A 24,306-nucleotide genomic window follows, 5' to 3' on the forward strand; every position below is an offset into this window, starting at 1 on the left:
GACTTCTCCGGCCGTCGACGACCGGTGAGGTCTCTGGCGAAGGTGTGAGGAGGCCGGTGTCCAGCGACGTCGCCCCCTTTGCGGAGGGCACGGTCCCGGTGTCAGAGGGTCCGATCTCGGAGGGCACGGTGCATCCGACCGACAACACAGCGGCGGAAGTCTCCGCTGTGCCGGATTCTGCTGTCCAGCCGGCCGGCGCCGAGGTGACCACCGTCGGGCCGCGTCCGGCCGTGCCGCCGGCCGACCCCGAGGTGACCCAGCCGATGCCGTCGGCCGACGAGCCGAGTGGCGCCTTCGGCGGGCTGGCTGCCGCGCCGACCGGCCGCCGGGTGCGCGCCCGGCTCGCGCGGTTCAACGCGCCCTGGCAGAGCACGCAGGTCAGCGAGGTTCTCGAGCCGCTGATCGCGACCCATCGGGCCAGTCATCCCAAGGCCGACGTGCGCGCCCTGCAGAAGGCGTTCGACGTGGCCGCCCGCTGGCACTCGGGGCAATACCGCAAGTCCGGCGACCCCTACATCACCCATCCGCTGGCCGTCGCGACGATCCTGGCCAACCTCGGCATGGACACGACCACCCTGGTGGCGGCCCTGCTGCACGACACGATCGAGGACACCGACTACTCGCTCGACCAGATGAAGAACGACTTCGGTCCCGAGGTGTCGCTGCTGGTCGACGGCGTGACCAAGCTCGACCGGGTCAAGCTGGGCGACGCGGCCAAGGCCGAGACGATCCGCAAGATGGTCGTGGCGATGGCCAAGGACCCGCGCGTGCTGGTCATCAAGCTGGCCGACCGCCTGCACAACATGCGCACCCTGACCTTCCTCCCGCGGGCCAAGCAGGAGCAGAAGGCGAAGGAGACGCTGGAGATCCTGGCTCCGCTGGCCCACCGCCTCGGTATGAACACGATCAAGTGGGAGCTCGAGGACCTCGCGTTCGGCACGCTGTTCCCGAAGCGGTTCGAGGAGATCAACCGCCTGATCGGCGAGCACCAGCCGCAGCGGGAGGCGCTGCTGCGCCAGGTCACCAACCGGGTCTCGCTCGACCTGAAGTCGGCCAAGATCAAGGCGGAGACGACCGGACGCCCGAAGCACCTCTACTCGATCTACCAAAAGATGATCGTGCGGGGCCGCGACTTCAACGACATCTACGACCTGGTCGGTGTGCGCATCCTGGTCGACACGGTTCGCGACTGCTATGCCGCGCTCGGCGTCATCCACGCGAACTGGCAGCCGGTGCCCGGCCGGTTCAAGGACTACATCGCGATGCCGAAGTTCAACATGTACCAGTCGTTGCACACGACGGTCATCGGCCCGACCGGCAAGCCGGTCGAGATGCAGATCCGCACGTTCGCGATGCACCGCACGGCCGAGTTCGGCATCGCCGCCCACTGGAAATACAAGGAGCAGAAGGGCGCGACGATCGTCGGCCCGCCGGCTCACATCGACGAGATGACCTGGCTGCGGCAGCTGCTCGACTGGCAGCGCGAGGCGAGCGACCCGTCGGAGTTCCTCGACGCCCTGCGGTTCGACCTGTCGAGCCAGGAGGTCTACGTCTTCACGCCCAAGGGCGACGTGATCCCGCTGCCGACGGGCTCGACCCCGGTCGACTTCGCCTACGCGGTGCACACCGAGGTCGGGCACAAGTGCATCGGCGCCCGGGTCAACGGCAAGCTGGTGCCGCTGGAGTCGACGCTGTCCAACGGCGACGTGATCGAGATCTTCACGTCGAAGTCGCAGACGGCCGGCCCGACGCAGGACTGGCTGGGCTTCGTCAAGAGCCCGCGCGCCCGCACCAAGATCCGGCAGTACTTCAACAAGGAGCGGCGCGAGGAAGCGATCGAGATCGGCAAGGAGGCGATCGTCAAGGCGATGCGCAAGCAGGGCCTGCCCCTGCAGCGCATGCTGACCAACGAAAACCTCACGACGATCGCCCGCGACCTGCACCTGGCCGACGTGGCCTCGCTCTATGCCGCGATCGGCGAGAGCACGGTCTCGGCGCCCTCGGTCGTGCAGAAGCTCGTCGCCGGGTTCGGCGGCGAGGAGGGCGCGGTCGAGGACATCGCGGAGACCGCGGTCGCGACCCGTCCGCCGCGCAACCGCAGCACCGCGCAGGATCCGGGCGTGGTGGTCAAGGGCGTCAGCGACGTCTGGGTCAAGCTGGCCCGCTGCTGCACCCCGGTGCCGGGTGACGCGGTGTTCGGCTTCGTGACCCGCTCGGGCGGCGTCAGCGTGCACCGGGAAGACTGCGCCAACGCCGAGGACCTGCGCGATCAGACCGAGCGCATGGTCGAGGTGACCTGGAAGCCGACGTCCGCGTCGACGTTCCTGGTCGCCATCCAGGTCGAGGCGCTCGACCGGCACAAGCTGCTGGCCGATGTCACCCGGGTGCTCTCCGAGGAGCGGGTCAACATCCTCTCGGCGACGGTCACCACGACCCGCGACCGGGTGGCGGTCAGCCGCTTCACGTTCGAGATGGCCGACCCCAAGCACCTCGGTCACCTGGTCGCCGCGGTCCGCAAGGTCGACGGCGTCTTCGACGCCTACCGGGTCACGTCGGGGGCCTGAGAAGGGGCACGCCGGGTGCGCCACTCGCGCTGCTTCCGGGCGTACGCGAGGAAACCGCGACCCGGGCGCCCGGCCGTCACCCCGGAAACGGGAAAAGGGCGGGTCCTCCGTGAGGAGGCCCGCCCTTTCGCTCTGTTCTGGCAGGTCGGTTGAGGCAGGTCAGGAAGCGGCGACCGTCATCGTGGTGATGTCGAGTTCCTTCTTCGGGTGACCGCCGCCGGCCTGGGCCTTGAAGGCCTCGTCGTCGCCCGCCTTGATCACTTGCTGGGCGATGTTGAGGCCCGTGGTGATCTTGCCGAGCAGGGTGTAGCTGGCCGGCAGCTTGGTGTCGGCGGTGCAGATGAAGAACTGGCTGCCCGTGCTGTTGGGCTGGCCGGTGTTGGCCATCGCGATCGAGCCGGCCGGGTAGGGGTTGTTGGCGTCGGTCGGCAGATTTTCCTCGGCCATCGTGTAACTCGGGCCGCCGGTGCCGTCGCTCTCGCGGTAGCCCTTGCCCTTGGCGAACGGGTCACCGCACTGCAGCACCTGGAAGCCGGGCTGGTTGACCATGCGGTGGCACTTGCTGCCGTCGAGGAACTTCTTGGCCGCGAGGAAGGCGAAGCTGGCCCCGGTGCAGGGCGCCTTGGTGAGGTCGATCGTCGCCTCGATCTTGCCGAGGTTGGTGTTGAGCGTCATCACCTCGGTGCCGACGTTGGGCGCCGTGGTCGGCGGCGTGCCGACGTCCTTGACCTTGCCACCGGTGCTCGGGTCGGCCGGCGTCCACGTGCAGGAGACCGTGCCCGCCGGCGGCTTGCCGGACGCGGCGCTGGGCTTCTTCTTGTCGTCGTGCTGGAGCTTCGTCACGATCAGGCCCGCGGCGACGACCACGATCACCACCCCGATCGCCGAACCGATGATCGCGTTGCGCTGCTTGCGCTTGCGGGCGGCCGCTGAGCGCTCGGCCATCTCCTTCTCGAGACGGGCCCGCGCCGCCGCGCGCTGCCGGTCTTTGATCGACGACACGGTGTTCCTCCTGCTGCTGTTTATCCGGCGTTGACAGTCACTCGGCTATGGATGGAACTAGGAGTCGGCGCTCGCCGCCGGGGCCGCGCCGGGGTCGGCGACGGTCAGGCTGGTGATGGTGATCTTCTTCGAGGGCTTGACCTTGTCGCCGGTGGCGTTGGCCACGGTCGGGATCTTGCTCATCTTGGTGACCGTGTCGAGGCCGCTGGTCACCGTGCCGACGATCGGGTATTCCGGGGTGGCCGGACTGAAGTCCTTGAAGAAGATCAGGAACTGGCTGCCGTTGGTGCCCGGCGGGTCGCCGATCAACGCCACCGTGCCCTTCGGATAGAGCGGAGCCTGCCCGGCGGCAGCGCTCGGGGCGGGCGACGGCCCGGCCGAGGCGTCCGGCGCGGACGGCAGGTTTTCGCTGTAGATGCTGTAGGTCGGGCCGCCCTGGCCGGTGCCGGACGGGTCGCCGCAGCGGACCGCGCCCTCGGCGGTGATCTCGTGGCAGTCGGTGTTGTCGTAGAACTTCTTGCCGGCCAGGTATTTCAGGCTCTCGGAGCTGCACGGCGCATCGGTCACGTCGAGGCTGACGACGATCGGCTCACCCTGGTTGGTGCCGATCGTCATCGCCTCGGTGCCGCTGGTCGCGATGCCCTTGGTCGGAGGCGTGCCGACCTCCTTGAGGGAGGTGTTGCTCGAGGCGCTCTGCGGCGTCCACGTGCAGATGTCCTCGGCCGTGGTGTCGGTCTTCTTGCTGTCGAAGGCGCCACCGATCCACGCGCCACCGACGGCGATCACGATGACCGCGACCACCGCACCGAGTCCGGCCAGGATGCGTCGACGACGGCGCTCACTAGCAGCCCGGCGCGCCATCTGCCGATCGAGCTTCGCCCGCGCCAGCTTGCGCTGCCGGTCCTTGCTGGATGCCACCGAACGCTTTCCTTCCTCAAACTCATGTCAAGAGGTGCGGTACGCCACACGCCCGCAAGAGTGTACGGCCACTGGATGGAAAAGAGGATGGCGAGGTTGGCGTGGCGTCTCATCGCGGGACGATATCCGCCTCGTGTGAAGCCAGGATAGGAGCATGCTGGGTTTCTGCTGGGAGCCCGGAGATCGTTTGCCGTCATTATCGATGCAATCTCGTAATCTGATTGCTCGACCAATAACGGGTTGTCCGAACCCCTCAAGTAGGCTTGGCTGCGACCCGAGAACGCCCTTGGGTTCCACCCGAGAGCGCCCGCGAACAGGAGACGGCAAGTGCTCGTGACCGGCTTTCCGGCCGAGGCCTTCGACACCAACTGCTATGTGGTGGCCGCGGGTCCGGGCGAGCAGTGCCTGATCATCGATCCCGGCGTGGGCGTGCTCGACCAGCTCGACGAGGTGCTCGAGCAGCACCGGCTGTTCCCGGCCGCCGTCCTGCTGACCCACGGGCACTTCGATCACACCTTCTCGGTCGCGCCGGTCTGCGGCGCCCGCGGTGTCACGGCCTATGTGCACCCGGCCGACCGCGAGATGCTCGCCAACCCCGCTCTCGGGCTCGGCGCGAGCGTCGAGCAGCTCTTCGGCGGGCGGCTGACCTACACCGAGCCCGACGACGTCGCCGAGCTGACCGACGGGGCCACGATGACCCTGGCCGGCCTCGAGATCACCGTCGACCACGCACCGGGCCATACCGGCGGGTCGGTGCTCTTCCGGGTGCCCGGCGCGCGGTCCGAGTGGGACGCAGACCAGATCTGCCTCTCCGGTGACGTGCTCTTCGCCGGCTCCATCGGTCGCACCGACCTGCCGGGCGGCAGCACCGAGACGATGCTGACCAGCCTGCGGGACAAGATCCTGCCGCTGGCCGACGACACCGTCGTCCTGCCCGGCCACGGACCGGCCACCACCATCGGCCGTGAGCGCGCCTCGAACCCGTACCTGCGGGAACTGGTCGCCGCGCCCGGCCGTGGTCTCTGAATAATCTTTTTGCAAGGAGAAAACGCAGTGCCGATTTCCGGCTTTCCTGAGTGGCTGCCCGCGCAGCGCCAGATCGAGCAGTTCTTCCTCGACCGCATCCGCACCACCTTCGAACTGTACGGTTTCGCCTCGATCGAGACCCGGGCGGTCGAGCCGCTCGACACCCTGCTCTCCAAGGGCGAGACGTCCAAAGAGGTCTACCTTCTGCGCCGCCTGCAGGAAGACCCCGGCGCGCCGGCCTCCGACGACCAGCTCGGGCTGCACTTCGACCTGACCGTGCCGTTCGCCCGCTACGTGCTGGAAAACGCGGGCAAGCTGCAGTTCCCGTTCCGGCGCTACCAGATCCAGAAGGTGTGGCGGGGCGAACGGCCGCAGGAGGGCCGCTACCGCGAGTTCATCCAGGCCGACATCGACGTGGTCAACCGCGACAGCCTGCCGTTCCACTTCGACACCGAGATGCCGCTGATCATCGGGGACGCGCTGGGCGGCCTGCCGATCCCGCGGGTCCGCATCCAGGTCAACAACCGGAAGGTCTGCGAAGGCTTTTACCGCGGGCTCGGCCTTGCCGATACCGATCAGGTTCTCCGTACGGTCGACAAGCTCGACAAAATCGGCCCGGCCCGCGTCGCCGAGCAACTGGTCGAGACCGCCGGCGCCACCCGGGCCCAGGCCGACGCGTGCCTCGAACTGGCCGCGATCTCGTCCGAGGACGCCTCGTTCGTCGACGCCGTCCGCAAGCTCGGCGTGACCGACCCCCTGCTCGACGAGGGCCTCGACGAGCTGGTGCAGGTCGTCGAGGCGGCCCGCGAGCACGCCCCCGGCCTGGTCACCGCCGAGCTGAAGATCGCCCGCGGGCTCGACTACTACACCGGCACCGTCTACGAGACCCAGCTCGAGGGCTACGAGCGGTTCGGCTCGATCACCTCGGGCGGCCGCTACGAAAACCTGGCGTCCGCCGGCAACCAGCGGTTCCCCGGCGTCGGCATCTCGATCGGCGTCTCCCGGCTGCTCGGCCTGCTCTTCGGGCAGAACGCGCTGACCGCCTCCCGCCCGGTGCCGACCTGTGTCGTGGTGGCGCTGCCGGCCGACGAGCGGCGGGCCGAGTGCGACCGGATCGCCGGGCAGTTGCGCAAGCGCGGCATCCCGACCGAGGTCGCGCCGACCGCGGCCAAGTTCGGCAAGCAGATCAAGTTCGCCGACCAGCGCGGGATCCCGTACGTCTGGTTCCCGGGCGCCGACGGCGAACCCGACTCGGTCAAGGACATCCGCTCGGGTGACCAGGCCGACGCCGACGCGGCGACCTGGTCGCCGCCGGACGCCGACCGGCACCCGGTGATCAGCGCCGCTTAGGCCTTTTTGGCCTCTTGCCTCAGCCGGCGGGCCTCGCGGCGCTCCTCGAAACGGGCGGCCTGGGATTCCAGTTCGTCCATGTGCGCCGCGAGCTGCTCGCGGGCCTTCTCGCCCTCGCCGGTCAGGTCGGTGCGGCCGAACACGTTCCACTGGCGGAGCACCGGCTGGAGCACCTCGTCGCGGTGCTGGCGCAGGTCGTAGATGCCGGCCAGCGCGATCGACAGCGCCTTGCGGCCGAAGCCCTCGATGTTGGCGCCCGGCATCTCGAAGCCGCCCACCACGTCGGTGACGGCCTGCATCGCGCCGTCCGGGTCGAGGTCGAAGGCCGCCGCGAGCAGGTTCCGATAGAACACCATGTGCAGGTTTTCGTCGGCCGCGACCCGGGCCAGCAACTGCTCGGCGATCGGATCGCCGGTGGCCCGGCCGGTGTTGCGGTGCGAGATGCGGGTCGCGAGCTCCTGGAAAGCGACGTACGCGATCGAGTGCATCGCCTCGTCGGGGTGGCCGTTGGTGAAGCCGGCCGACATGTGCTCCATCCGGGCGCGCTCGAGCTCGATCGGGTCGACCGCGCGGGTGACGGTCAGGTAGTCGCGGATCGCGATGCCGTGCCGGCCCTCCTCGGCCGTCCACCGGTGCACCCAGTTGCCCCACGCCCCGTCGCGGCCGAACAGGGTCGCGATCTCGTGATGGTAGGAGGGCAGGTTGTCCTCGGTGAGCAGGTTGACGATCAGCGCGGTGCGCGCGACGTCGGGCAGCTTCGCGTCGCTCTCCTGCCAGGCCTCGCCACCGAGCACGCCGTCATAGGTGCGGCCCTCACTCCACGGAACGTATTCGTGGGGGAACCACTCCTTGGCCAGCGACAGGTGGCGGTCGAGGTTGGTGGCCACCACGGGCTCGAGCTCGATGAGCAGCGCGGTCGGGTCCAGGGGCACGGCGATCAACTCCCTACGGTTGCGTAACCTACGTTACCGTAGCTTCCCGGCCGGCCGCACTTCGCTAGGGTGTCCCGATGCTCGCCGGAATTCTGGTGCCGGGTGGCATGTACACCGTCCAGGGACCGCTGCTCGACCTGGCCGACCACGCGCTGCGCGACCGCCGGGCGCCGGTGGAGGCGGTCAGCTGGAGTGTGCCCTACGGCCTGGTCCGCAGCGGGCAGGCCGAGCCGTTCGTCCGGGCACATGTGATTTCGGCGATGGAACGCTCGCCGAGCGACCGGCCGGTGCTCATCGGAAAGTCGCTGGGCTCGTTCGCGGCGGTGCTCGCCGCCGAGCGTCAGCTGCCGGCGATCTGGCTGACGCCGCTGCTCACCGAGGCGACGATCGCCGAGGCGATCACGGCGGCCACCGCGCCGACCCTGCTGATCGGCGGGACGGCCGACAAGTTCTGGGTGCCCGAGGTGGCGGCGGCGACCGGCAAGACAGTGATCGTGATCCCCGACGGCGACCACAATCTGCGGGTGCCGGGCCGGCTGAGCAACTACACCGACGTGCTGGGCCTGATCGGCACGGCGATCGAGGAGTTCCTCGACGCCTTCTGACGGAGCGGTGGACAACGGCTCGAAATTGTCAGACCCGGTGGCCATAATCGACCCCACCCAGAACGGGTGGGGTTTGGTTTGGCTTGGTTTGGTTTGGTGAGTTGCGAGGCGGGGCTTTTCTGGCGTTTGTGCTTTTTGGGCGTCGGGCGACGCGGATGAGGGGGCGTTGTATTTCTTGCCCGGGCCCTTTTGCGGTCGTAGCAGGCGCGGCTGAGTGGGCGGGCCAGGGCCGCGAACGCGCGTTGGGACTGTTTGGGCGGATGCCCGCCGCGGATGCTGGCGCCCGATCGGCGGGGGACTGGCGAGGCGGCGCATGACCGGACCGGGCAGGTAGGTCACCTGCTGGCCGCTCGCCCGCCCGGGCAATAGCGACCGGAAGCGCGCCGACCGAGGCCGCCCGATCGACCACCATCAGGACCCGGCCCGGCCGCGCCAGCCTCTCGAACAAGTTTCCGCGGGCCGGCCTCGGTGCTCGGCAGCGTGTCGCCGTGCCGCTGTGCCGCCGTCCGGGGCTGGTGCGACCGCGTGATGGCCTTCCTTACCGATGTCCAGAGCGATGAAGACGTCGTTCCTCGTGCATGCCTTGCCAGCCTGGCTCACCTACCGCTACGGCTCGGTCGCCGGTCACAGCGTCGGACTGCCGGCATCCCCGCTACGAACAGACCTGGCCCGCGCACAGGGCGGCCGGGTCCCTATCGGCGGTCCGCTGGCACCGCCGGGTCCGCTGGCGCCGCCCCAGATCATTCCGACGACAAGGGTGATCAGTGCACCGAGCCTGGCGATCGAGTAGTCCCCGGGCCGGGGACAACCAACAGCGAGCGGGCTTTGGGCGTGGCTCAGGACGGGTGGACGGCGGGTTGGGCGCGGTAGCTGGAAGGCGGGCCGCCGGGCCGGCGGCCGGGGGCGGCCGTGAGGGGGCCGCCCGGGTTGGCCGCAAAGCACGGGACCGGTGGGGAATCCGTACGGTTAAAGGGTTTTGGGGATTTCGAAGATCATGCAGGTGCTTGTCGCGTGGGCGGCCAGGCGGCCCTGGGCGTCGGTCAGGCGGGCCTCGGCGAGGGCGGTGCGGCGGCCGCGCTGGAGGACGGAGCCGGTGCAGGTCAGGCGGCCGGAGGCGAGGGTGACCGGGCGCAGGAATTTTACGGTGAGGTCGAGGCTGGTGTAGCCGACGCCGGCCGGCAGCAGGGTGTGGACGGAGCAGCCGCAGGCGGTGTCGAGCAGGGTGGAGATGATGCCGCCGTGCATTGAGCCGAGGGGGTTGTAGTGGAACTCCTGCGGGTCCAGGCGGACCGTGACGCTGCCCTCTTCGGCGATGAACTCGGCCATGTCGATCAGTTTCATGATCGGGGGCGGGGGGATCTCGCCCGCGGCCAGGGCCTGCAGCATCTCGAGGCCGGGGCGGACGCCGACCAGGCCGGCGTGGGTCGCGGGGTCGGTCCAGGTGAAGGTGCGGGTGCGCACGTCTTCCTGAGTCTGCGTCATGGACGCAGGCTGTCACCGCTTGCTGAGTCTGTCAATGAGACTTAGCCTCACTGTCATGCATGCCACTGCGGACCTCGAAGCCCTGGACTGGTCGGTCGAGCACTGCACGCTCGGCCGGGCGATGGAGATTCTGGGCGAGAAGTGGACCATGGTCGTGCTGCGGGAGGTGTTCAACGGCATCCGGCGGTTCGACGATATGCGGGTGCGCACCCAGATCCCCCGGCAGGTGCTGGCGAATCGCCTGAATACCCTGGTCGAGCACGGCGTGCTGCGGCGCGAGCCCTATCAGTCGCCGGGGGCCCGCGTGCGCCACGAATACCGGCTGACGAAGATGGGACTCGACCTCTATCCCGTGCTGATCGCGGTCACCGAGTGGGGCAACCGCCATCTGGCCGACCCCGGCGGTCCGCCGCTCCAGTTCGTGCACCGGGTCGACGAAGAGCCGGTGCACTTGGAGGTGCGATGCGAGGACGGGCAAGCGGTGACCGACTATCGGGAGCTGGCGCCCCGCCCGGGTCCGGGAGCACGCCGCCGCGTCAACTGAGTCCGTGGGCGCCGCTGCGGGCGCCGGTCTTCCGGATGCTCTGGATCGCCGTGCTCGCCAGCAACGTCGGCACCTGGATGCAGACCGTGGGCGCGCAGTGGCTGGTCGTCCACGAGAACGACGCCGCCCGCTGGGTGAGCCTGGTGCAGACCGCGACCACGCTGCCGGTGCTGCTGCTCGCGCTGCCGTCGGGCACGCTGGCCGACACCTTCGACCGGCGGCGGCTGCTGCTGACGGTGCAGGTCATGCTGCTCGGGGCGGGCACCGCGCTGACCGTGCTGACCGCGCTCGACCGGATGCCGCCGGGGCTGCTGCTGATCTTCACGTTCCTCCTCGGCGTCGGTCAGGCGCTGACCCTGCCGACCTGGCAGGCGGTGATTCCCGAGATCGTGCCGCGGGACGAGCTGCCGTCGGCGTCGGCGCTCGGCGCGGTCAACACCAACCTGGCCCGTTCGGCCGGCCCGGCGGTGGCCGGCCTGCTGGTCGCGCACATCGGGTCGGCCGCGGTGTTCGGGCTCAACGCGGTCTCCTTCGCGGTCTTCGCCGCGGCTCTGCTTCTCTGGCGGCGGCCGCCGCGGACCGGGGCCACTCACGCCGAGCGGTTCGGGCCCGCTTTGCGGGCCGGGGAGCGGTACGCGCGTTACTCGCCGGTCGTCCGCGGCCTGCTCCTGCGGGTCGCGCTGTTCGTGCTCCCGGGCAGCGTGATCTGGGGTCTGCTGCCCCTGGTCGCCCACCAGGAGCTGGGGATGGGAGCGAGCGGCTACGGCATCCTGCTGGCCGCGCTGGGTGTCGGCGCGATCGCGGGCGCTCTGCTGATGCCGCGGGTGCGGGAACTGCTCACCGCGAATCAGCTCGTCGTGGCGGCCGGCCTGATCTACGGCGGCGCGCTGATCGTGGTCGCTCTCGTGCCCGACCGCTATGTGGTGACTCCGGCGCTGGTCGCGGCCGGGCTGGCCTGGATGACGCAGGTGTCCCGGATGAACGCGTCGCTCCAGCTGTTCCTGCCCAACTGGGTGCGGGCCCGCGGGTTCGGGCTCTATCAGGTGGTGTTCGCGGGTAGCCAGGCGGTGGGGGCCTTCCTCTGGGGGCAGGTGACCGAGTGGACCGGCCTGCGCACGACGTACCTGATCGCGGCGGCGGCGATGCTCGCCGGCACGGTCACCGTGATCTGGCTGCCGGTGCACGACGGGGACGGCGCCGACCGGAGCCCGGCGGTCTACTGGGCCGAGCCGCATCTGATGCTCCAGCCGCACCTCGACGAGGGCCCGGTGCTGGTCACCGCGGTCTATCAGGTGGCGGAGGAGAACCACGAGGCGTTCACCGAGGCGATGAAGGCGGTGCGGGGTTCGCGGCTGCGCACCGGGGCGACCCGCTGGGGTCTGTTCCGCGACGGGGCGGAGCCGGGGAAGTTCGTCGAGGTCTATCAGGTGCCGACCTGGGAGGAGCACCTGCGGCAGCACGAGGGGCGGCTGACCGGCAGCGACGAGCAGGCCGAGGAGAAGGCGGAGAAGCTGGCCCGCGGCCCGGCCGAAGTGTCCCATCTGCTGCCGGCCGACTATGCGGATTAGGCAGATGTTTCGTATTTGTTCCGATTAACCTCAGGATATCTGGGGAGGTGCGGTGTCGAGCCGGTTATTGATCATCGGAGGTGCGGCCGGGCCGGGCCTCCTGGGTCGATTCGTCGAGCTGGCCGGGGGAGCCGCTGCGCGGATCGTGGTGATCGCGACCGCCAGCACGGCCCCCGACGCCGTCGAGGCCGAGCATTCCGACGCGTTCGCCGCGCTCGGTGCCGGCCGGGTGCGGGCCCTGCGCATCGCCGCCCGGGCCGACGCCAACGCCCCGGGCGTCGAACCGGTGCTGCGCGAGGCCACCGGCGTCTTCTTCACCGGGGGCGACCAGGAGCGGATCACCACCGTGATCGGCGGGACGGCCACCGACTCGATCCTCCAGTCCCTGGTCGCGGCCGGAACCGTGGTGCTCGCCGGCACCAGCGCGGGCGCGGCCATGATGAGCGGCACGATGATCGTCGAGGGCGACGGGCGCGGGGTGAGCCGGGCGAGCGTACGCACCGGGCCCGGGCTCGAGTTCCTCCCCGGCGTGCTGATCGACCAGCACTTCGCCGAGCGCGGCCGGGTGAACCGCCTGCTCAGCGCGGTCGCCCTCTATCCGCACGAGCTCGGCCTCGGCATCGACGAGGACACCGCGATCCTCACCGACGGAGACCGCTTCGAGGTGCTGGGCAGCGGCGCGGTCACGGTGGTCGACGCCGGCGCCGCGCAGGACATCCGGGTGCCCGAACAGGGGCCGATCGCCCTGGTCGGCGCCCGGATCCACGTGCTGCCCGCCGGGCACACCTTTCATCTCACGGGTCGCCGGCCGGTCGTCGACGCGCCCGTCGCAGAACGGGGACCAGCCGCATGAGGATCGAAACCCTGCGCCGCCTGCGCGGCCCGAACGTCTATCTCTCCCGGCCCGCGGTCGTCGGCCGGCTCTGGCTCGACGAGCTGACCGGCCGCGAGACCTCCGACCTGCCCGGCTTCACCGAGCGGTTGCTGCGGACCCTGCCCGGGCTGGCCGAGCACCACTGTGCGGCCGGGGCGCCGGGCGGCTTCGTCAGCCGGCTGCGCAACGGCACCTACTTCGGGCACGTCACCGAGCACGTCAGCATCGAGCTCTCCCAGTTGATCGGCCGGGACGTCAGCTTCGGGCGCACCGTTTCGGCCGGTGAGCCCGGCTACTACGACGTGATCCTCGAATGCCCGCTCGACGAGGCGCCCGACTCCCTCGTTCCCCGCCGGCTGCTGCAGATGGCGGTCGACCTGGTCACCGGCACCGTTTGCGGATCCTTTGAATTGACCGGTCTCGAATCTCTGGCCGCCCGCGCGGAACGCGAGGCGGCCGGCCCCAGCACGCGGGCGATCATCTCGGCGGCCCGCCGCCGGGGCATCCCGGTCGAGCGCAGCGGCGACCTCAGCCTGGTCCGCCTGGGCTGGGGCAACCGGCGGCGGCTGGCCTGGGCCGCGATGACCGACCGGACCAGCGGCGTGGCGGTCGACATCGCGGGCGACAAGCAGGTGACCCGGCGGCTGCTGGCCGAGGCCGGGGTGCCGATCCCGGACGGCGGCGCGGCGGTCACCACCGACGAGGCGGTGCGGCTGTTCGAGGAGATCGGCGGCCCGGTGGTGGTCAAACCCCGGTCGGGCCGGCAGGGCCGGCATGTCACCCTCGATGTGCGTACGCCGTCCGACGTCGAAAGAGCGTTCCGGGAAGCGGGCGGCGACGTGATCGTCGAACGTCAGCTGCCCGGCCGCGACTACCGGGTGCTCGTGGTGGCGGGCGAGGTGGTCGCGGCCGCCGAACGGATCGCCGCCCACGTCACCGGCGACGGCCGGGCCACCGTTGCCGACCTCATCGAGCGGGTGAACGCCGATCCGCGCCGAGGCCCCGGCCACTCGCGGGTGCTGACCCGGATCTCCGTCGACGAGGCGATCCACCGGGCGCTGGATGTCGCCGGCCTCGGCCTGACGTCGGTGCCGGCCTCCGGGGAGGTCGTCTGGCTGCGCCGCAACGCCAACCTCTCGACCGGCGGGACCAGCCGCGACGTCACCGACCGGGTGCACGCCGACATCGCCGACCTCTGCCTGCGGGTGACCGCGCTGGTCGGGCTCGACATCGCGGGCATCGACCTGCGGCTGCCCGACATCGGCGAACCGCTGCCGCCGGTCGCCGACGACGTCGACACCTCGGCCGGGGTGATCGAGGTGAACGCGGTGCCCGGCCTGCGCATGCACCTCGCCCCGGTGCGGGGCCGGTCGCACGACGTGGGCGACGCGATCGTGCGGGCGATGTTCCCCTCCGGCTCCGACGGGCGCATCCCGACCGTCGCGGTGACCGGCACCAACGGCAAGACCACGGTCGCCCGGCTGACCGCGCACCTGCTCGGCGAGACCGGCATGCGGGTCGGGCTGACCACCACCGACGGGGTCAGCATCGACGGGCGCACGATCTTCCGGGCCGACGCGACCGGGCCGATCTCCGCCCAGATGGTGCTCGGCGACCCGGCGGTGCAGGTGGCGGTGCTGGAGACGGCCCGGGGTGGCCTGCTGCGGCGCGGGCTCGGCTACGACTGGTCGGACGTCGGTGTGATCACCAACATCACGGCCGACCACCTGGGCCAGGACGGGCTCGACACGATCGACGACATCGCGCACGTCAAGGCACTGGTCGCCGAGCGGGTGCGGGACGGCGGGACGCTGGTGCTCAACGTCGACGACCCGTGGGTGCGCAACCTGATCGAGCGGCCCCGGGTGCGGGCCGACCGCAAGCGGATCGTCTGGTTCGGCCTCGAGGCGCGGCATCCGGTGATCACCGAGCATCTCGCCCAGGGGCGTACGGCGTACCTGCTGCACGACGGGTGGCTGGTGCAGGCGACCGGGGCGCGGCGGACCCCGCTGTTGCGGGTGGCCGAGCTGCCGGGGGCGTACGCGGGTGCGGCGCCGCACGCGGCCGCCAACGCGCTCGCCGCGATGGCCGCCGCCCGGGCGCTCGGGGCCGGCCAGGAGGAGGTGGTGCGGCGGCTGGCCGAGTTCGACCCGCCGGCCGGCAACCCGGGCCGGGCCACGCTGCTGCGGCTGGGCGACGTGTCGCTGTTCGTCGACTACGCGCACAACCCGGCCGCGCTCGCGGCCACCCTGCGCACCCTGCACCGGCTGTGGGGCCCGGACCGCTGCGTCGCCGCGGTGACCCTGCCCGGCGACCGGCGCGACGATCTGCTGGCGGCGTGCGCCCAGGTGATCGCCGACGGGGTGTCTCGGGCCGTGCTCTACGACGACGAGGACCCGCGCGGGCGCGCCCCGGGCGAGGTGTCGGCGCTGGTCGAGAGGGAGATGCGGGCTCGCCGGCCGAAGCTGCGCGCGGTGCGGACCGAGGGCGGCCGGAATGCGGTCTGCGAGGCGTTGCGGCTGGCCGAGCCGGGCGACGTGGTGCTCATTCTTTATGAAAAGATCTCGCCTTTAATGGAATTGCTGGCCGAGCTCGGCGCGGTTCCGGCCGGTGCGATGCCGGTGCATTCCCTGCCGACGATGCCGGCGCCCGGTGCGATGGCGTCGCCCGGCCGCGATTTGCTGGGGAGCGCACCGTCCGCCCTGCTTCGCCGCTGATCCGCGGGCCATTACCGATATGCCGGTGATGGGGGCCGGATTGGTCCGGATTCTCCGCGTCGGAACGGTGGTGACTCGCCGTACTCGAAATTTGGCACATCGAATCGGCTGTTCAGGTGACCGGACCCGCCGTTCAGAGGGGGTTGCACTGGTCCAGGCTTCAACATTTGCCGTATGTGGACAGTTGACGCGATCAACGACCCTGGCCAGGGATTACCGCCGATCGGTGACGGATTGGCGACTGCGCGTACGAAGATCGTGTGCTGTCCCCGGAAAAGCAGCGCGGGCGAAAGTTCCGACGTTCCGGGCATGTCCGACGTAGACGGGCAAATACTGGGGTCAATGGACCACGGATCCGACTTTCGGGGGCTTGTGCGACTCGCGCACACGTGGCTGCGTCACTCGAACGGTGTGTAACGAGCCGCTGGTAGATCCCGCATTCGCGCCTCGTGATAGTGCCCGATCGTCCGCTAACATCCACGCCGTCGATGGGGAATGCTTCGGTCCGATGGCGGGCCGGAACCGCCCCGACGTCGAGTGGCATGGCGGTGCGGCTCGGCGTTTCTTCGAAAGCGCCATGTGGGGGCACATGAGCACGACGGACCTGCCCGGTTCGAGCCTGCTGGCCAGTCGATACCGACTGGTCGAGCGGCTCGGCGCCGGCGGGATGTCAGTGGTATGGCGGGGTTTCGACGAAGTGTTGGGTCGTCAGGTCGCGGTGAAGGTTCTCCCTCCCTCGACCAGCACCGATCCCTCGTTCCGTCGCCGCCTGCGTGCCGAGGCACAGGCGGCCGCCCGGCTGAGCCATCCGCACATCACGAATGTCTACGACTACGGCGAGGCGACCACCGTCGACGGTGAGCCCGTGCCGTACGTGGTTATGGAACTGATCGACGGCGAGTCGCTGGCCGCCGTCCTGGCCCGGGTCCGGCGCCTGCCCTGGCAGGCCGTCGTCCGGATAACTTCCGAGGTGGCCGCGGCGCTCGCCGCCGCGCACGCGCGCGGCATCGTGCACCGTGACGTCACCCCGGCCAACGTCATGCTCACCCCGAGCGGGGCCAAGGTCGTCGACTTCGGCATCTCGGCCCTGATCGGTGAGAACGACATAGACCCCGACGGCAGCCTGCTCGGCACCCCGGCCTACCTCGCGCCCGAGCGGCTCGAGGGTGGCCAGGTCAGCCCGGCCACCGACGTCTACGCGGTCGGCCTGCTGATCTACCGCACGCTGATCGGTCAGCTGCCATGGGACGTCGGCACCACCACCGCGCTGCTGCGGGCCCACCAATACGTGGAGCCCGACCCGCTGCCGGCGGTCGAAGGCCTGCCCGACTCGGTCTCGGCGCTGGTCGGCCGGTGCCTGGAAAAACGGCCGTCCGACCGCCCGTCGAGTGCCGAGCTGGCCCACGTGCTGGCCGGCATCGCGGCGGGCGCCCCGGCGCCGGCCCGTGGCTATGCCGCGGACTGGTCGTCGGAGTCGGCGGAGGACACCACGATCCTCCCGTCGGCGCGCTCGTGGACCGACCGGTTCGGGCGTCCGGACGCTCCGGCCGCCCCGATCTCGCCGGCTCCCGCGCCGGCGGCCGAGGACCAGTCCGGTCCGCTGGCCGGTGCGGCGGCGCGCAACAGCCGGTTCGCCGCGCTGCGGAGTGGGCCCGAGATCAACACGCCGTCGGCCGAGGGCAACCCCGGGCTGCGGCCGGCCTATGACAACCAGCCTCCGGCGGGGGCGGGGCCGGGCGGGCCGCCGCGCTCCGGAGGCGGCGACTCGGGCGACACCGGCAACTCCCGCAACGGGCGTTACCGCAACCAGCACACCCGGCGGGTGCTCTTCGTCGCCGCGGCGGTCGCGGCACTGACCGTCGGGACCTACGCGTGGAGCCTGGCCGCCGACAAGAACCCGAACACGTCGTCGCCGAACGCGCAGCCATCGGTGGTGCCGGTGAGCGGCAAGTGCGTGGTCAGCTACGCGGTCTACACCGATACCCAGGGCCGATTCAGCGCCCAGGTGACGGTGGCCAACCGGGCCGATTCGGCGGTGAAGGACTGGAGCCTCTGGTTCCTGATGCCGGGTGACCAGACGGTCTCCGGCCGGGTGCTCAACGACGTGCACCTGACTCAGGACGCGCACCAGGTCACGGTCACGTCGGCGACGACGCTCGACCCGCAGAAGACGCTGACGATGCCGATCACCGGCAACTACGTGCTCAACAACGCGGCTCCGATGGCGTTCAAGCTCAACGGTGACACGTGCGAGACGTTCGTGTCGCCGAAGCCGGGAGCGCCGTCCCAGCAGGTCGAGCACCTATCCAACGGGACGGTGCGGCTGGCGCCGACGCCGGTGTCGAGTTCGAGCACTCCGGTGCCGGGCATCTCGGTCGACCCCAAGGGCATCGTGCACATCAAGCCGACGACGGCTCCGCCAAACGACGGGCCGCACACCCAGCCCAACGGCGGCAGTACGTCGACCAGCGCCAGTGCGTCACCAAGCGACCCCGCCGACGGCAATGGTGGCGACGGTGGCGAGGGCGATCCCGTTGTACCGGACCCGGCGGACCCGACCACGGCTCCGACCACCGATCCGACCACGGCTCCGACCACCGATCCGACCAGTGGTCCGCCCTCGCACGATGTCAATTGCGACCCGGCTTTCGAGGATTGCCCCACTCCCTGACGGGGGCGAGGTCACGTAACGATCACGGCATCGGCCGTCCGGCGAAAAAGCACGCGCCGGGCGGCCGATGCCCGCGTTAGGGTGAAACCGAATGCAGGAGGCACTTTCCGGGAGGCATCCCCTGACCTTCGATCCTTCGCCCCCAAAACCGTACGGCGTGGCTGCCGAGGGGATCCGGGTGCGCGGGGAAGATGAGGTTGGCCTGAAACGGGCTCCGACCGGGCAAAGATCTCCGGCGTAGATGCAGAAGTCGCTCAACGGGGAGTTCGACATGATCACCATCGTCAGGGACCTGGCTGCGGAGGCCCTGTTCGTCTCCAACCTGCAGCCGTCCGAGCGTCCGAACCGGGAAACGGTCGAGCAGGCCGTCACGGCGATGATCCTGATGCACGGCAGCGATGGTTGCGCGGCCGACGTGGCCGCCGAGTTCGGCGACCACCCCGACAACGCCGTGCGCCGCATGAACTGGGTGCACTCCGAGCTCACCGGGGTCCTCGCGCCCCGACGTGCCGCCGCCCTCCGCTAGCGCCCGCCCCGCACCTGAGCTTTTCTCGCAAAAAACACCACAAAAGCAACCGAGTTCGGCCAACGCTGCACCCGACGGCCGCAAAAGTTCTCCTCGTCAGCCGGTTTTCACCAACCGGTCGTATGAGCGAGGAGGACCACGTGACTGCCACGACCGAACTCCCCGCCACCATCGGCGTGACCCACGACGCGCCCAGCGCGCGCGACATCGAGGACCTGATCCGCGAGAACATGCCGATGGTTGGCCATCTGGTCCGGGAGTTGCTCAACCGGGTACCAGGCCATGTGCATTCCGATGACCTGTCCTCGGCCGGATTCGCCGCGCTGCTGTCCGCCGCCCGGTCGTTCGACGTGACGAGGGGCATCCCGTTCCACCGGTTCGCCGCGGTACGCATCCGCGGCGCCCTGCTGGACGAACTGCGCGGCCAGGACTGGGCCAGCCGTTCCGTACGCGCCCGGGCCCGGCGGACCGCCGCCGCCCGGCAGGAACTGACCGCGGCGCTCGGCCGTACGCCGACCGACGCCGAGGTCGCCGAGATGCTGGGGATCGGCGTGGCCGAACTGGCCACGGTCGAGGACGACGTGCAGAAGGCCGCCCTGCTCAGCCTGCAGGGATTCCCGACCGGCGCGGCCGAGGAGATGGTGCCGGAGACGTCCGAGGGCCCGGAGGACCTGCTGCTCAAGCGGGAACGCCTGGGCTATCTGCACCAGGCGATCCAGGCGCTGCCGGAGCGGTTGCGTACCGTCGTCACCGAGTCGTTCCTGCAGGAGCAGCCGCTCAGCGACGTCGCCGCCCGCCTTGGGGTGACCGAGTCGCGGATCTCCCAGCTGCGCACCGAGGCGCTCCAGCTGCTGCGCGAGGGCCTGAACAGCTCGCTCGCACCGGAGCTGCTGACCGTGGCGGCCGGTGGCCCGCGCACCCGCAAGGGCTGCCTGCAGCGGCGCCGCTCGGAGTATTTCGCCCGGGTCGCCCAGCAGGGCAACCTGCACACGCGTCTGGCGCTGACCGACGCCCACGGTGTGCCGATCGCGGTCGCGGCCTGATCAGCCCTTCTCCAGGCCGATCGGGTCGAGCGCGGCTCGGACGCCGCGGATGTCGGCCCCGAGGGCGGTGATGACCACCCCGGGGCCGGCCAGCGGCATCGACGCCACGCCGGCGCCGTGCGGCGGCCACGTCGCCACCCCGGGAAGGGCCAGCAGGGTGCCCAGGGCTTGCGCTTTCCCGAGTACGGCCGGGCCCGCCGACCCGGTCGCGTCCGGGCCGGCGGCCAGGTCCTGGCGGTAGACGGTGCTCCCGGCGTACCGGAAGAGAGCGCGACTCCGCAGCGAGCCGGACGGCTCGCCTTGCCGGCCGAAGACCAGGTCATCGCGCCAGAGCAACCGGCCGCCCTCGGCCACCTCGGCGTGAGTGACCGTGCGGTGGTCGCAGCCGGCCGCCGCGATCAGGGGCTCCGGCAGCCAGCGCAGCGTGGCGTCCGGCCCGACCGTCGCCCGGATCTCCAGGCGGGAGGGCGTTTCGCCGGGGCCGGGCAGCGCGATCTGGGCGGCCACGCCGCGGACGGTCAGCTCGGCGCCCGCCTCGACCTCGATCTCCAGCCGCAGGTCGTCGCCGCGCAGCGGACCGGCCGCGCCGCCGACCAGGTGCACGGTCGCCGGACCGGTGCGCCGGAGCAGGAGCGGTGGCTCCCCGCGCAGGACGGTGAGCCGGTCGCCCGGTGCCGCGACCAGGCGGGCGCGGGCTTTCACGCGTTCACGTGGTTGACGACCAGGCCGCGGATCCAGTCGGCCACCGAGGTCGCCCCACGGTCCTCGACCAGCGACAGGAACATCGTCGGCCGGTCGCCCCGGCGTGCCTTGGCGTCGGCGTCCATGACCGCGAGATCGGCCCCGACCAGCGGGGCCAGGTCGGTCTTGTTGATGACGAGCAGGTCGGCCTTCGTGACCCCGGGGCCGCCCTTGCGCGGCACCTTGTCGCCGCCGGCCACGTCGATCACGAAGATCTGCCGGTCGATCAGTCCACGGCTGAAGGTGGCGGTCAGGTTGTCGCCGCCGCTCTCGACCAGCACCAGATCGAGCGGCCCCTCGCCCGCTTCCAGGTCCTCGATTGCGTCCAGGTTGGCCGAGATGTCGTCCCGGATCGCGGTGTGCGGGCAGCAGCCGGTCTCGACGGCGCGGATCCGCTCGACCGGGAGGACGCCGTTGCGCAGCAGGAAGTCGGCGTCCTCGGTGGTGTAGATGTCGTTGGTGACCACGGCGAGCCGCAGTTCCTCGCCGAGAGCGCGGCAGAGGGCGGCGACCAGGGCGGTCTTGCCGGATCCGACCGGGCCGCCGATGCCGATCCGCAGGGCGCGGCCGGTTTGCCGCAGCGGTTGATGGGGATCGACCGCCGGGTCCGGATGCGTGTGCGGGACGTCGTCCGGGTCATGGATGTGCGGTTCATAGCCGGCCGACGGGCGTGGCCAGGCGCCGCCGGTGGGCTCGGTCTCAGGACGCTCGTCAGGATGCAAAGAGACGCACCTCCCAGGTGGCGTGGTGTTCGGCACCGATGTCGAGCCAGGGAGCACTGTCCGCCGGCAGTTCGTCGACCGGGTCGTGGGCGTGATCGGCGGCTTCCCCGGCGATGCGGTCGCAGTCGGCCGCCAAGGTGGCCAGCAGCGCATGAGTGCCGTACGGGTCGAGGCCGAGCAGCCGGACCGCGGCCGTTGCCGGGCCGGTGAGCGATCCGTAGGCGGCGGCGGTCGCGGCGTCGCGTGGAGTGAGGCCGGCGGCCGCCGCGGCCGCTCCGAGGGCGATCGGGTGGTGCGGTTCCCGGCCGATGTCGCCGACGGGCCACATCGCTCGGGCGGCCCGCATCAGCGCTCGGCCCTGCGCGCGTGAGGCCTTCCGCAGCGCCGGCGACGGAGTGCGCGCGTCGAGTCCCTCGTCGAGCGAATCCAGGCGCTCGTCCGCAACGCGGGCGCAAGCGGCCGCCGTGAAAGCCGCCGCCACGACTCCGGAGGTCGCCAGGCGCCCGCGGAGGAAGCCGTCGAGGGAGGCCAGATCGACAACCCGGCCGGCCGCCGCGGCCGCCTCCAAGCCGCCCGAATGGGCGTGCCCGCCCGCCGGCAGCCGGCCGTCGGCCAGGACCAGGAGCATCGCGAGGCTCATCAGAACAGGAAGTAGCGCTGGGCCATCGGCAGCTCGGTGACCGGCTCCGGCTCCACCACCTCGCCGTCGACGCGGACCGTGAACGTGTCCGGCTCGACCTCGATGAGGGGCGTCGCGTCGTTGCGGGGCAGGTCGGCCTTGACCACCGCACGGGTGTCGTCGACCGCGACGAGCGCCCGCTTCACCCCGATCCGGTCGGCCAGCATGGCATCGATGGCGGCCGGCGCCACGAACGCGACCGACGTCTGGGCCGGCACCGCGCCGTAGGCACCGAACATGGGCCTCGGCAGCATCGGCTGGGGTGTCGGGATCGAGGCGTTCGCATCGCCGATCTGGGCCAGGGCGATCATGCCGCCCTTGAGGACCAGGGCGGGCCGCACGCCGAAGAACGCCGGGTCCCACAGCACCAGATCGGCCAGCTTGCCCGGCTCGACCGAACCGATCTGGGCCGCCATGCCGTGCGTGACCGCCGGGCAGATCGTGTATTTCGCGACGTACCGCCGGGCGCGATGGTTGTCGGCCGGGCCGTCGCCGGCCAGGGCGCCCCGGCGCGCCTTCATGACGTGGGCGGTCTGCCAGGTGCGCATGACGACCTCGCCGGCGCGTCCCATCGCCTGCGAGTCGGAGCCGATCATCGAGATCGCGCCGAGGTCGTGCAGAAGGTCCTCGGCGGCCATGGTCGACGGGCGGATCCGGCTTTCCGCGAAAGCCAGGTCCTCCGGTACGGCCGGGTTGAGGTGGTGGCAGACCATCAGCATGTCGAGGTGCTCGCTGAGGGTGTTGCGGGTGTACGGCCGGGTCGGGTTGGTCGACGACGGCAGGACGTTGCCCATGCCCGCGACCGTGATGATGTCGGGCGCGTGCCCGCCGCCCGCGCCTTCGGTGTGATAGGCGTGGATCGACCGGCCGGCGATCGCCCGCAGCGTCTCCTCGACGAAGCCGGCCTCGTTGAGCGTGTCGGTGTGGATCGCCGCCTGCACCCCGGAGGCGTCGCACACCCGCAGGCAGGCGTCGATCGCGGCGGGCGTGGTGCCCCAGTCCTCGTGGAGCTTGAAGCCGCCCGCGCCACCCCGCAGCTGCTCCCACATCGCTTCCTCGGACGTCGTGTTGCCCTTGCCGAGCAGCAGCACATTGACCGGGAAGACGTCGAGCGCCTCGAGCATGCGGGCCAGGTGCCACGAGTTGGGCGTCACCGTGGTCGCCTTGGTGCCCTCGGCCGGGCCGGTGCCGCCACCGACGATCGTGGTGACGCCGGAGGCCAGCGCGGTGTTCAGGATCGTCGGACTGATCAGGTGGACGTGGCTGTCGACCGCGCCGGCGGTCAGGATGCGGCCGTTGCCGGCGATCACCTCGGTGCCCGGGCCGACGACCAGGGCCGGGTGGACACCGTCCATCGTGTCCGGGTTGCCGGCCTTGCCGAGGGCGACGATCCGCCCGTCCCGGATGCCGACGTCCGCCTTGATCACGCCCCAGTGGTCGAGGACGACCGCCCCCGTGATCACGGTGTCGGGGGTGCCTTCGGCCCGAGTGGCCCGGGACTGGCCCATCGACTCGCGGATCACCTTGCCGCCGCCGAAGACAACCTCGTCGCCCGGCGCCGGCCCCGAGCTGCGATCCTCCTCGATCTCGATCAGCAGGTTGGTGTCGGCCAGGCGTACCCGGTCGCCGGTGGTCGGTCCATAGAGGGCGGCGTACCGGCCGCGATCGAGCGAGGTCACCGGGGGTTCCCGTGCTCGGGTGCCGGCGCGACCGCCGGTCCGGCGTCGAGGGGGCCGCCGGCCAGGCCGCGCAGCCCGGGCACGACGCGGTTGCCGCCCAGCGGCACGAGCGAGACGTCGCGGGGCATGCCCGGCTCGAAGCGGACCGACGTGCCGGCCGGAACCGCCAGCCGATGGCCCCAGGCGGCCGCCCGGTCGAAGTCTAGGGCCGCGTTCGCCTCGGCGAAGTGGTAGTGCGATCCGACCTGGACCGGGCGGTCGCCGGTGTTGCGTACGGTCAGTGCGAGTCGCGGCCGCCCCGGGTTGATCTCGATGTCCCCGGTGCCGGGGATGATCTCGCCCGGGATCACGAGATCGGCCCGTGCACGGTGACCAGCTTGGTGCCGTCCGGGAAGGTGGCCTCGACCTGCACCTCGGTCAGCATCTCGGGCACGCCGTCGAGCACGTCGTCGCGGGTCAGGACACGGCGTCCGGCATCCATCAGGTCGGCGACCGTACTGCCGTCGCGCGCCCCCTCGAGCAGAAAGGCCGTGATGATCGCCATCGCCTCCGGATGGTTGAGGCGTAGGCCGCGTTCCCGCCGCCGCCGGGCGACGTCCGCCGCGACGTGGATCAGCAGGCGTTCCTGCTCGTGCTGGCTGAGGAACAACGGGCCTCCCGGGG

At 70.9% G+C, this 24,306-nt stretch carries 22 protein-coding genes and 1 pseudogene; 12 read left to right on the plus strand and 11 right to left on the minus strand.

Translation table 11 applies throughout. The features are described 5' to 3' along the window. Positions 1 to 98: 98 nt before the first annotated feature. On the plus strand, positions 99 to 2,564 hold the full coding sequence (locus tag AB0M88_RS26260) for a RelA/SpoT family protein (RefSeq protein WP_364106700.1): 2,466 nt from the start codon (positions 99 to 101) through the stop codon (positions 2,562 to 2,564). A gap of 159 nt (positions 2,565 to 2,723) precedes the next feature. On the opposite strand, the gene AB0M88_RS26265 is transcribed toward AB0M88_RS26260, so the two are convergent. Both AB0M88_RS26265 and AB0M88_RS26270 read right to left on the minus strand, forming a co-directional pair. Beyond that, positions 2,724 to 3,566, minus strand: a complete 843-nt coding sequence (locus AB0M88_RS26265; protein ID WP_364106618.1) for a peptidylprolyl isomerase — start codon at positions 3,564 to 3,566, stop codon at positions 2,724 to 2,726. Between the two features lie 57 nt (positions 3,567 to 3,623). Continuing rightward, complete coding sequence (locus AB0M88_RS26270) at positions 3,624 to 4,484, minus strand: peptidylprolyl isomerase (protein WP_364106620.1); 861 nt, start codon at positions 4,482 to 4,484, stop codon at positions 3,624 to 3,626. A 327-nt stretch (positions 4,485 to 4,811) separates the two neighbouring features. Between AB0M88_RS26270 and AB0M88_RS26275 the strand changes: the two genes are divergently transcribed. Then, positions 4,812 to 5,510, plus strand: a complete 699-nt coding sequence (locus AB0M88_RS26275) for an MBL fold metallo-hydrolase (protein WP_364106622.1) — start codon at positions 4,812 to 4,814, stop codon at positions 5,508 to 5,510. A 27-nt stretch (positions 5,511 to 5,537) separates the two neighbouring features. Then, positions 5,538 to 6,860, plus strand: coding sequence for a histidine--tRNA ligase (gene hisS / locus AB0M88_RS26280; protein WP_364106624.1), 1,323 nt, complete (start codon positions 5,538 to 5,540; stop codon positions 6,858 to 6,860). Here the strand turns inward: hisS and AB0M88_RS26285 are convergent. Further along, on the minus strand, positions 6,857 to 7,792 hold the full coding sequence (locus AB0M88_RS26285; protein WP_364106702.1) for an acyl-ACP desaturase: 936 nt from the start codon (positions 7,790 to 7,792) through the stop codon (positions 6,857 to 6,859). The genes hisS and AB0M88_RS26285 overlap by 4 nt on opposite strands. A gap of 77 nt (positions 7,793 to 7,869) precedes the next feature. Here AB0M88_RS26285 and AB0M88_RS26290 point away from each other — a divergent pair, with 77 nt between their 5' ends. Then, positions 7,870 to 8,397, plus strand: a complete 528-nt coding sequence (locus AB0M88_RS26290; RefSeq protein ID WP_364106626.1) for an alpha/beta hydrolase — start codon at positions 7,870 to 7,872, stop codon at positions 8,395 to 8,397. 300 nt (positions 8,398 to 8,697) lie between these two features. Here AB0M88_RS26290 and AB0M88_RS26295 read toward each other — a convergent pair. Next, a pseudogene (locus tag AB0M88_RS26295) lies at positions 8,698 to 8,997 on the minus strand (transposase); the annotation flags it as partial. Between AB0M88_RS26295 and AB0M88_RS26300 the strand changes: the two are divergent. After that, entirely contained in the window at positions 8,954 to 9,187 is a 234-nt protein-coding gene (locus AB0M88_RS26300) for a hypothetical protein (RefSeq protein ID WP_364106628.1), read from the plus strand. The pseudogene AB0M88_RS26295 and the gene AB0M88_RS26300 sit on opposite strands and share 44 nt — an antisense overlap. Positions 9,188 to 9,363: 176 nt before the next feature. Here AB0M88_RS26300 and AB0M88_RS26305 read toward each other — a convergent pair whose 3' ends face one another. Beyond that, positions 9,364 to 9,879 (minus strand): PaaI family thioesterase, encoded by a 516-nt coding sequence (locus tag AB0M88_RS26305; protein WP_364106630.1) that lies wholly within the window; start codon positions 9,877 to 9,879, stop codon positions 9,364 to 9,366. Positions 9,880 to 9,934: 55 nt separating this feature from the next. Between AB0M88_RS26305 and AB0M88_RS26310 the strand changes: the two genes are divergently transcribed. The 7 genes from AB0M88_RS26310 (at position 9,935) to AB0M88_RS26340 (ending at position 19,822) form a co-directional block, all read left to right on the plus strand. After that, entirely contained in the window at positions 9,935 to 10,423 is a 489-nt protein-coding gene (locus AB0M88_RS26310) for a helix-turn-helix domain-containing protein (RefSeq protein WP_364106632.1), read from the plus strand. Continuing rightward, a complete protein-coding gene (locus AB0M88_RS26315; RefSeq protein WP_364106704.1) occupies positions 10,420 to 11,991 on the plus strand; it encodes an MFS transporter in 1,572 nt (523 codons plus the stop codon). Before AB0M88_RS26310 ends, AB0M88_RS26315 begins: the two co-directional genes overlap by 4 nt. A 52-nt stretch (positions 11,992 to 12,043) precedes the next feature. Then, positions 12,044 to 12,844, plus strand: coding sequence for a cyanophycinase (locus AB0M88_RS26320; RefSeq protein WP_364106634.1), 801 nt, complete (start codon positions 12,044 to 12,046; stop codon positions 12,842 to 12,844). Next, positions 12,841 to 15,582: a cyanophycin synthetase gene (gene cphA, locus AB0M88_RS26325; RefSeq protein WP_364106636.1), complete on the plus strand. Its 2,742-nt coding sequence runs from the start codon at positions 12,841 to 12,843 to the stop codon at positions 15,580 to 15,582. Before AB0M88_RS26320 ends, cphA begins: the two co-directional genes overlap by 4 nt. Before the next feature lie 589 nt (positions 15,583 to 16,171). Beyond that, positions 16,172 to 18,253 carry a serine/threonine-protein kinase gene (locus AB0M88_RS26330; RefSeq protein ID WP_364106638.1) on the plus strand — a complete coding sequence of 694 codons (2,082 nt, stop codon included), beginning with the start codon at positions 16,172 to 16,174 and terminating at the stop codon, positions 18,251 to 18,253. Between the two features lie 241 nt (positions 18,254 to 18,494). Further along, the gene (locus tag AB0M88_RS26335; RefSeq protein WP_364106640.1) at positions 18,495 to 18,779 is read left to right on the plus strand and encodes a hypothetical protein; all 285 of its coding nucleotides are present in this window, start codon (positions 18,495 to 18,497) and stop codon (positions 18,777 to 18,779) included. Positions 18,780 to 18,919: 140 nt separating this feature from the next. Continuing rightward, positions 18,920 to 19,822 (plus strand): sigma-70 family RNA polymerase sigma factor, encoded by a 903-nt coding sequence (locus AB0M88_RS26340; protein WP_364106642.1) that lies wholly within the window; start codon positions 18,920 to 18,922, stop codon positions 19,820 to 19,822. Here the strand turns inward: AB0M88_RS26340 and AB0M88_RS26345 are convergent, their stop codons facing one another. From AB0M88_RS26345 to AB0M88_RS26370, 6 genes are all read right to left on the minus strand, one after another. Next, positions 19,823 to 20,524 (minus strand): urease accessory protein UreD, encoded by a 702-nt coding sequence (locus AB0M88_RS26345; protein ID WP_364106644.1) that lies wholly within the window; start codon positions 20,522 to 20,524, stop codon positions 19,823 to 19,825. Then, on the minus strand, positions 20,521 to 21,207 hold the full coding sequence (gene ureG / locus AB0M88_RS26350) for an urease accessory protein UreG (RefSeq protein WP_364106706.1): 687 nt from the start codon (positions 21,205 to 21,207) through the stop codon (positions 20,521 to 20,523). Before ureG ends, AB0M88_RS26345 begins: the two co-directional genes overlap by 4 nt. Positions 21,208 to 21,274: 67 nt before the next feature. Then, positions 21,275 to 21,925, minus strand: a complete 651-nt coding sequence (locus AB0M88_RS26355) for an urease accessory UreF family protein (protein ID WP_364106646.1) — start codon at positions 21,923 to 21,925, stop codon at positions 21,275 to 21,277. Beyond that, positions 21,925 to 23,643: an urease subunit alpha gene (locus tag AB0M88_RS26360; RefSeq protein ID WP_364106648.1), complete on the minus strand. Its 1,719-nt coding sequence runs from the start codon at positions 23,641 to 23,643 to the stop codon at positions 21,925 to 21,927. The genes AB0M88_RS26355 and AB0M88_RS26360 overlap by 1 nt, the downstream gene beginning before the upstream one ends. Next, positions 23,640 to 23,993 carry an urease subunit beta gene (locus tag AB0M88_RS26365; RefSeq protein ID WP_364106650.1) on the minus strand — a complete coding sequence of 118 codons (354 nt, stop codon included), beginning with the start codon at positions 23,991 to 23,993 and terminating at the stop codon, positions 23,640 to 23,642. The genes AB0M88_RS26360 and AB0M88_RS26365 overlap by 4 nt, the downstream gene beginning before the upstream one ends. After that, positions 23,990 to 24,292 (minus strand): urease subunit gamma, encoded by a 303-nt coding sequence (locus AB0M88_RS26370; protein ID WP_364106652.1) that lies wholly within the window; start codon positions 24,290 to 24,292, stop codon positions 23,990 to 23,992. The genes AB0M88_RS26365 and AB0M88_RS26370 overlap by 4 nt, the downstream gene beginning before the upstream one ends. Between the last annotated feature and the right edge of the window lie 14 nt (positions 24,293 to 24,306).

Source organism: Actinoplanes sp. NPDC051411 (assembly GCF_040682075.1).
Lineage (GTDB): Bacteria > Actinomycetota > Actinomycetes > Mycobacteriales > Micromonosporaceae > Actinoplanes.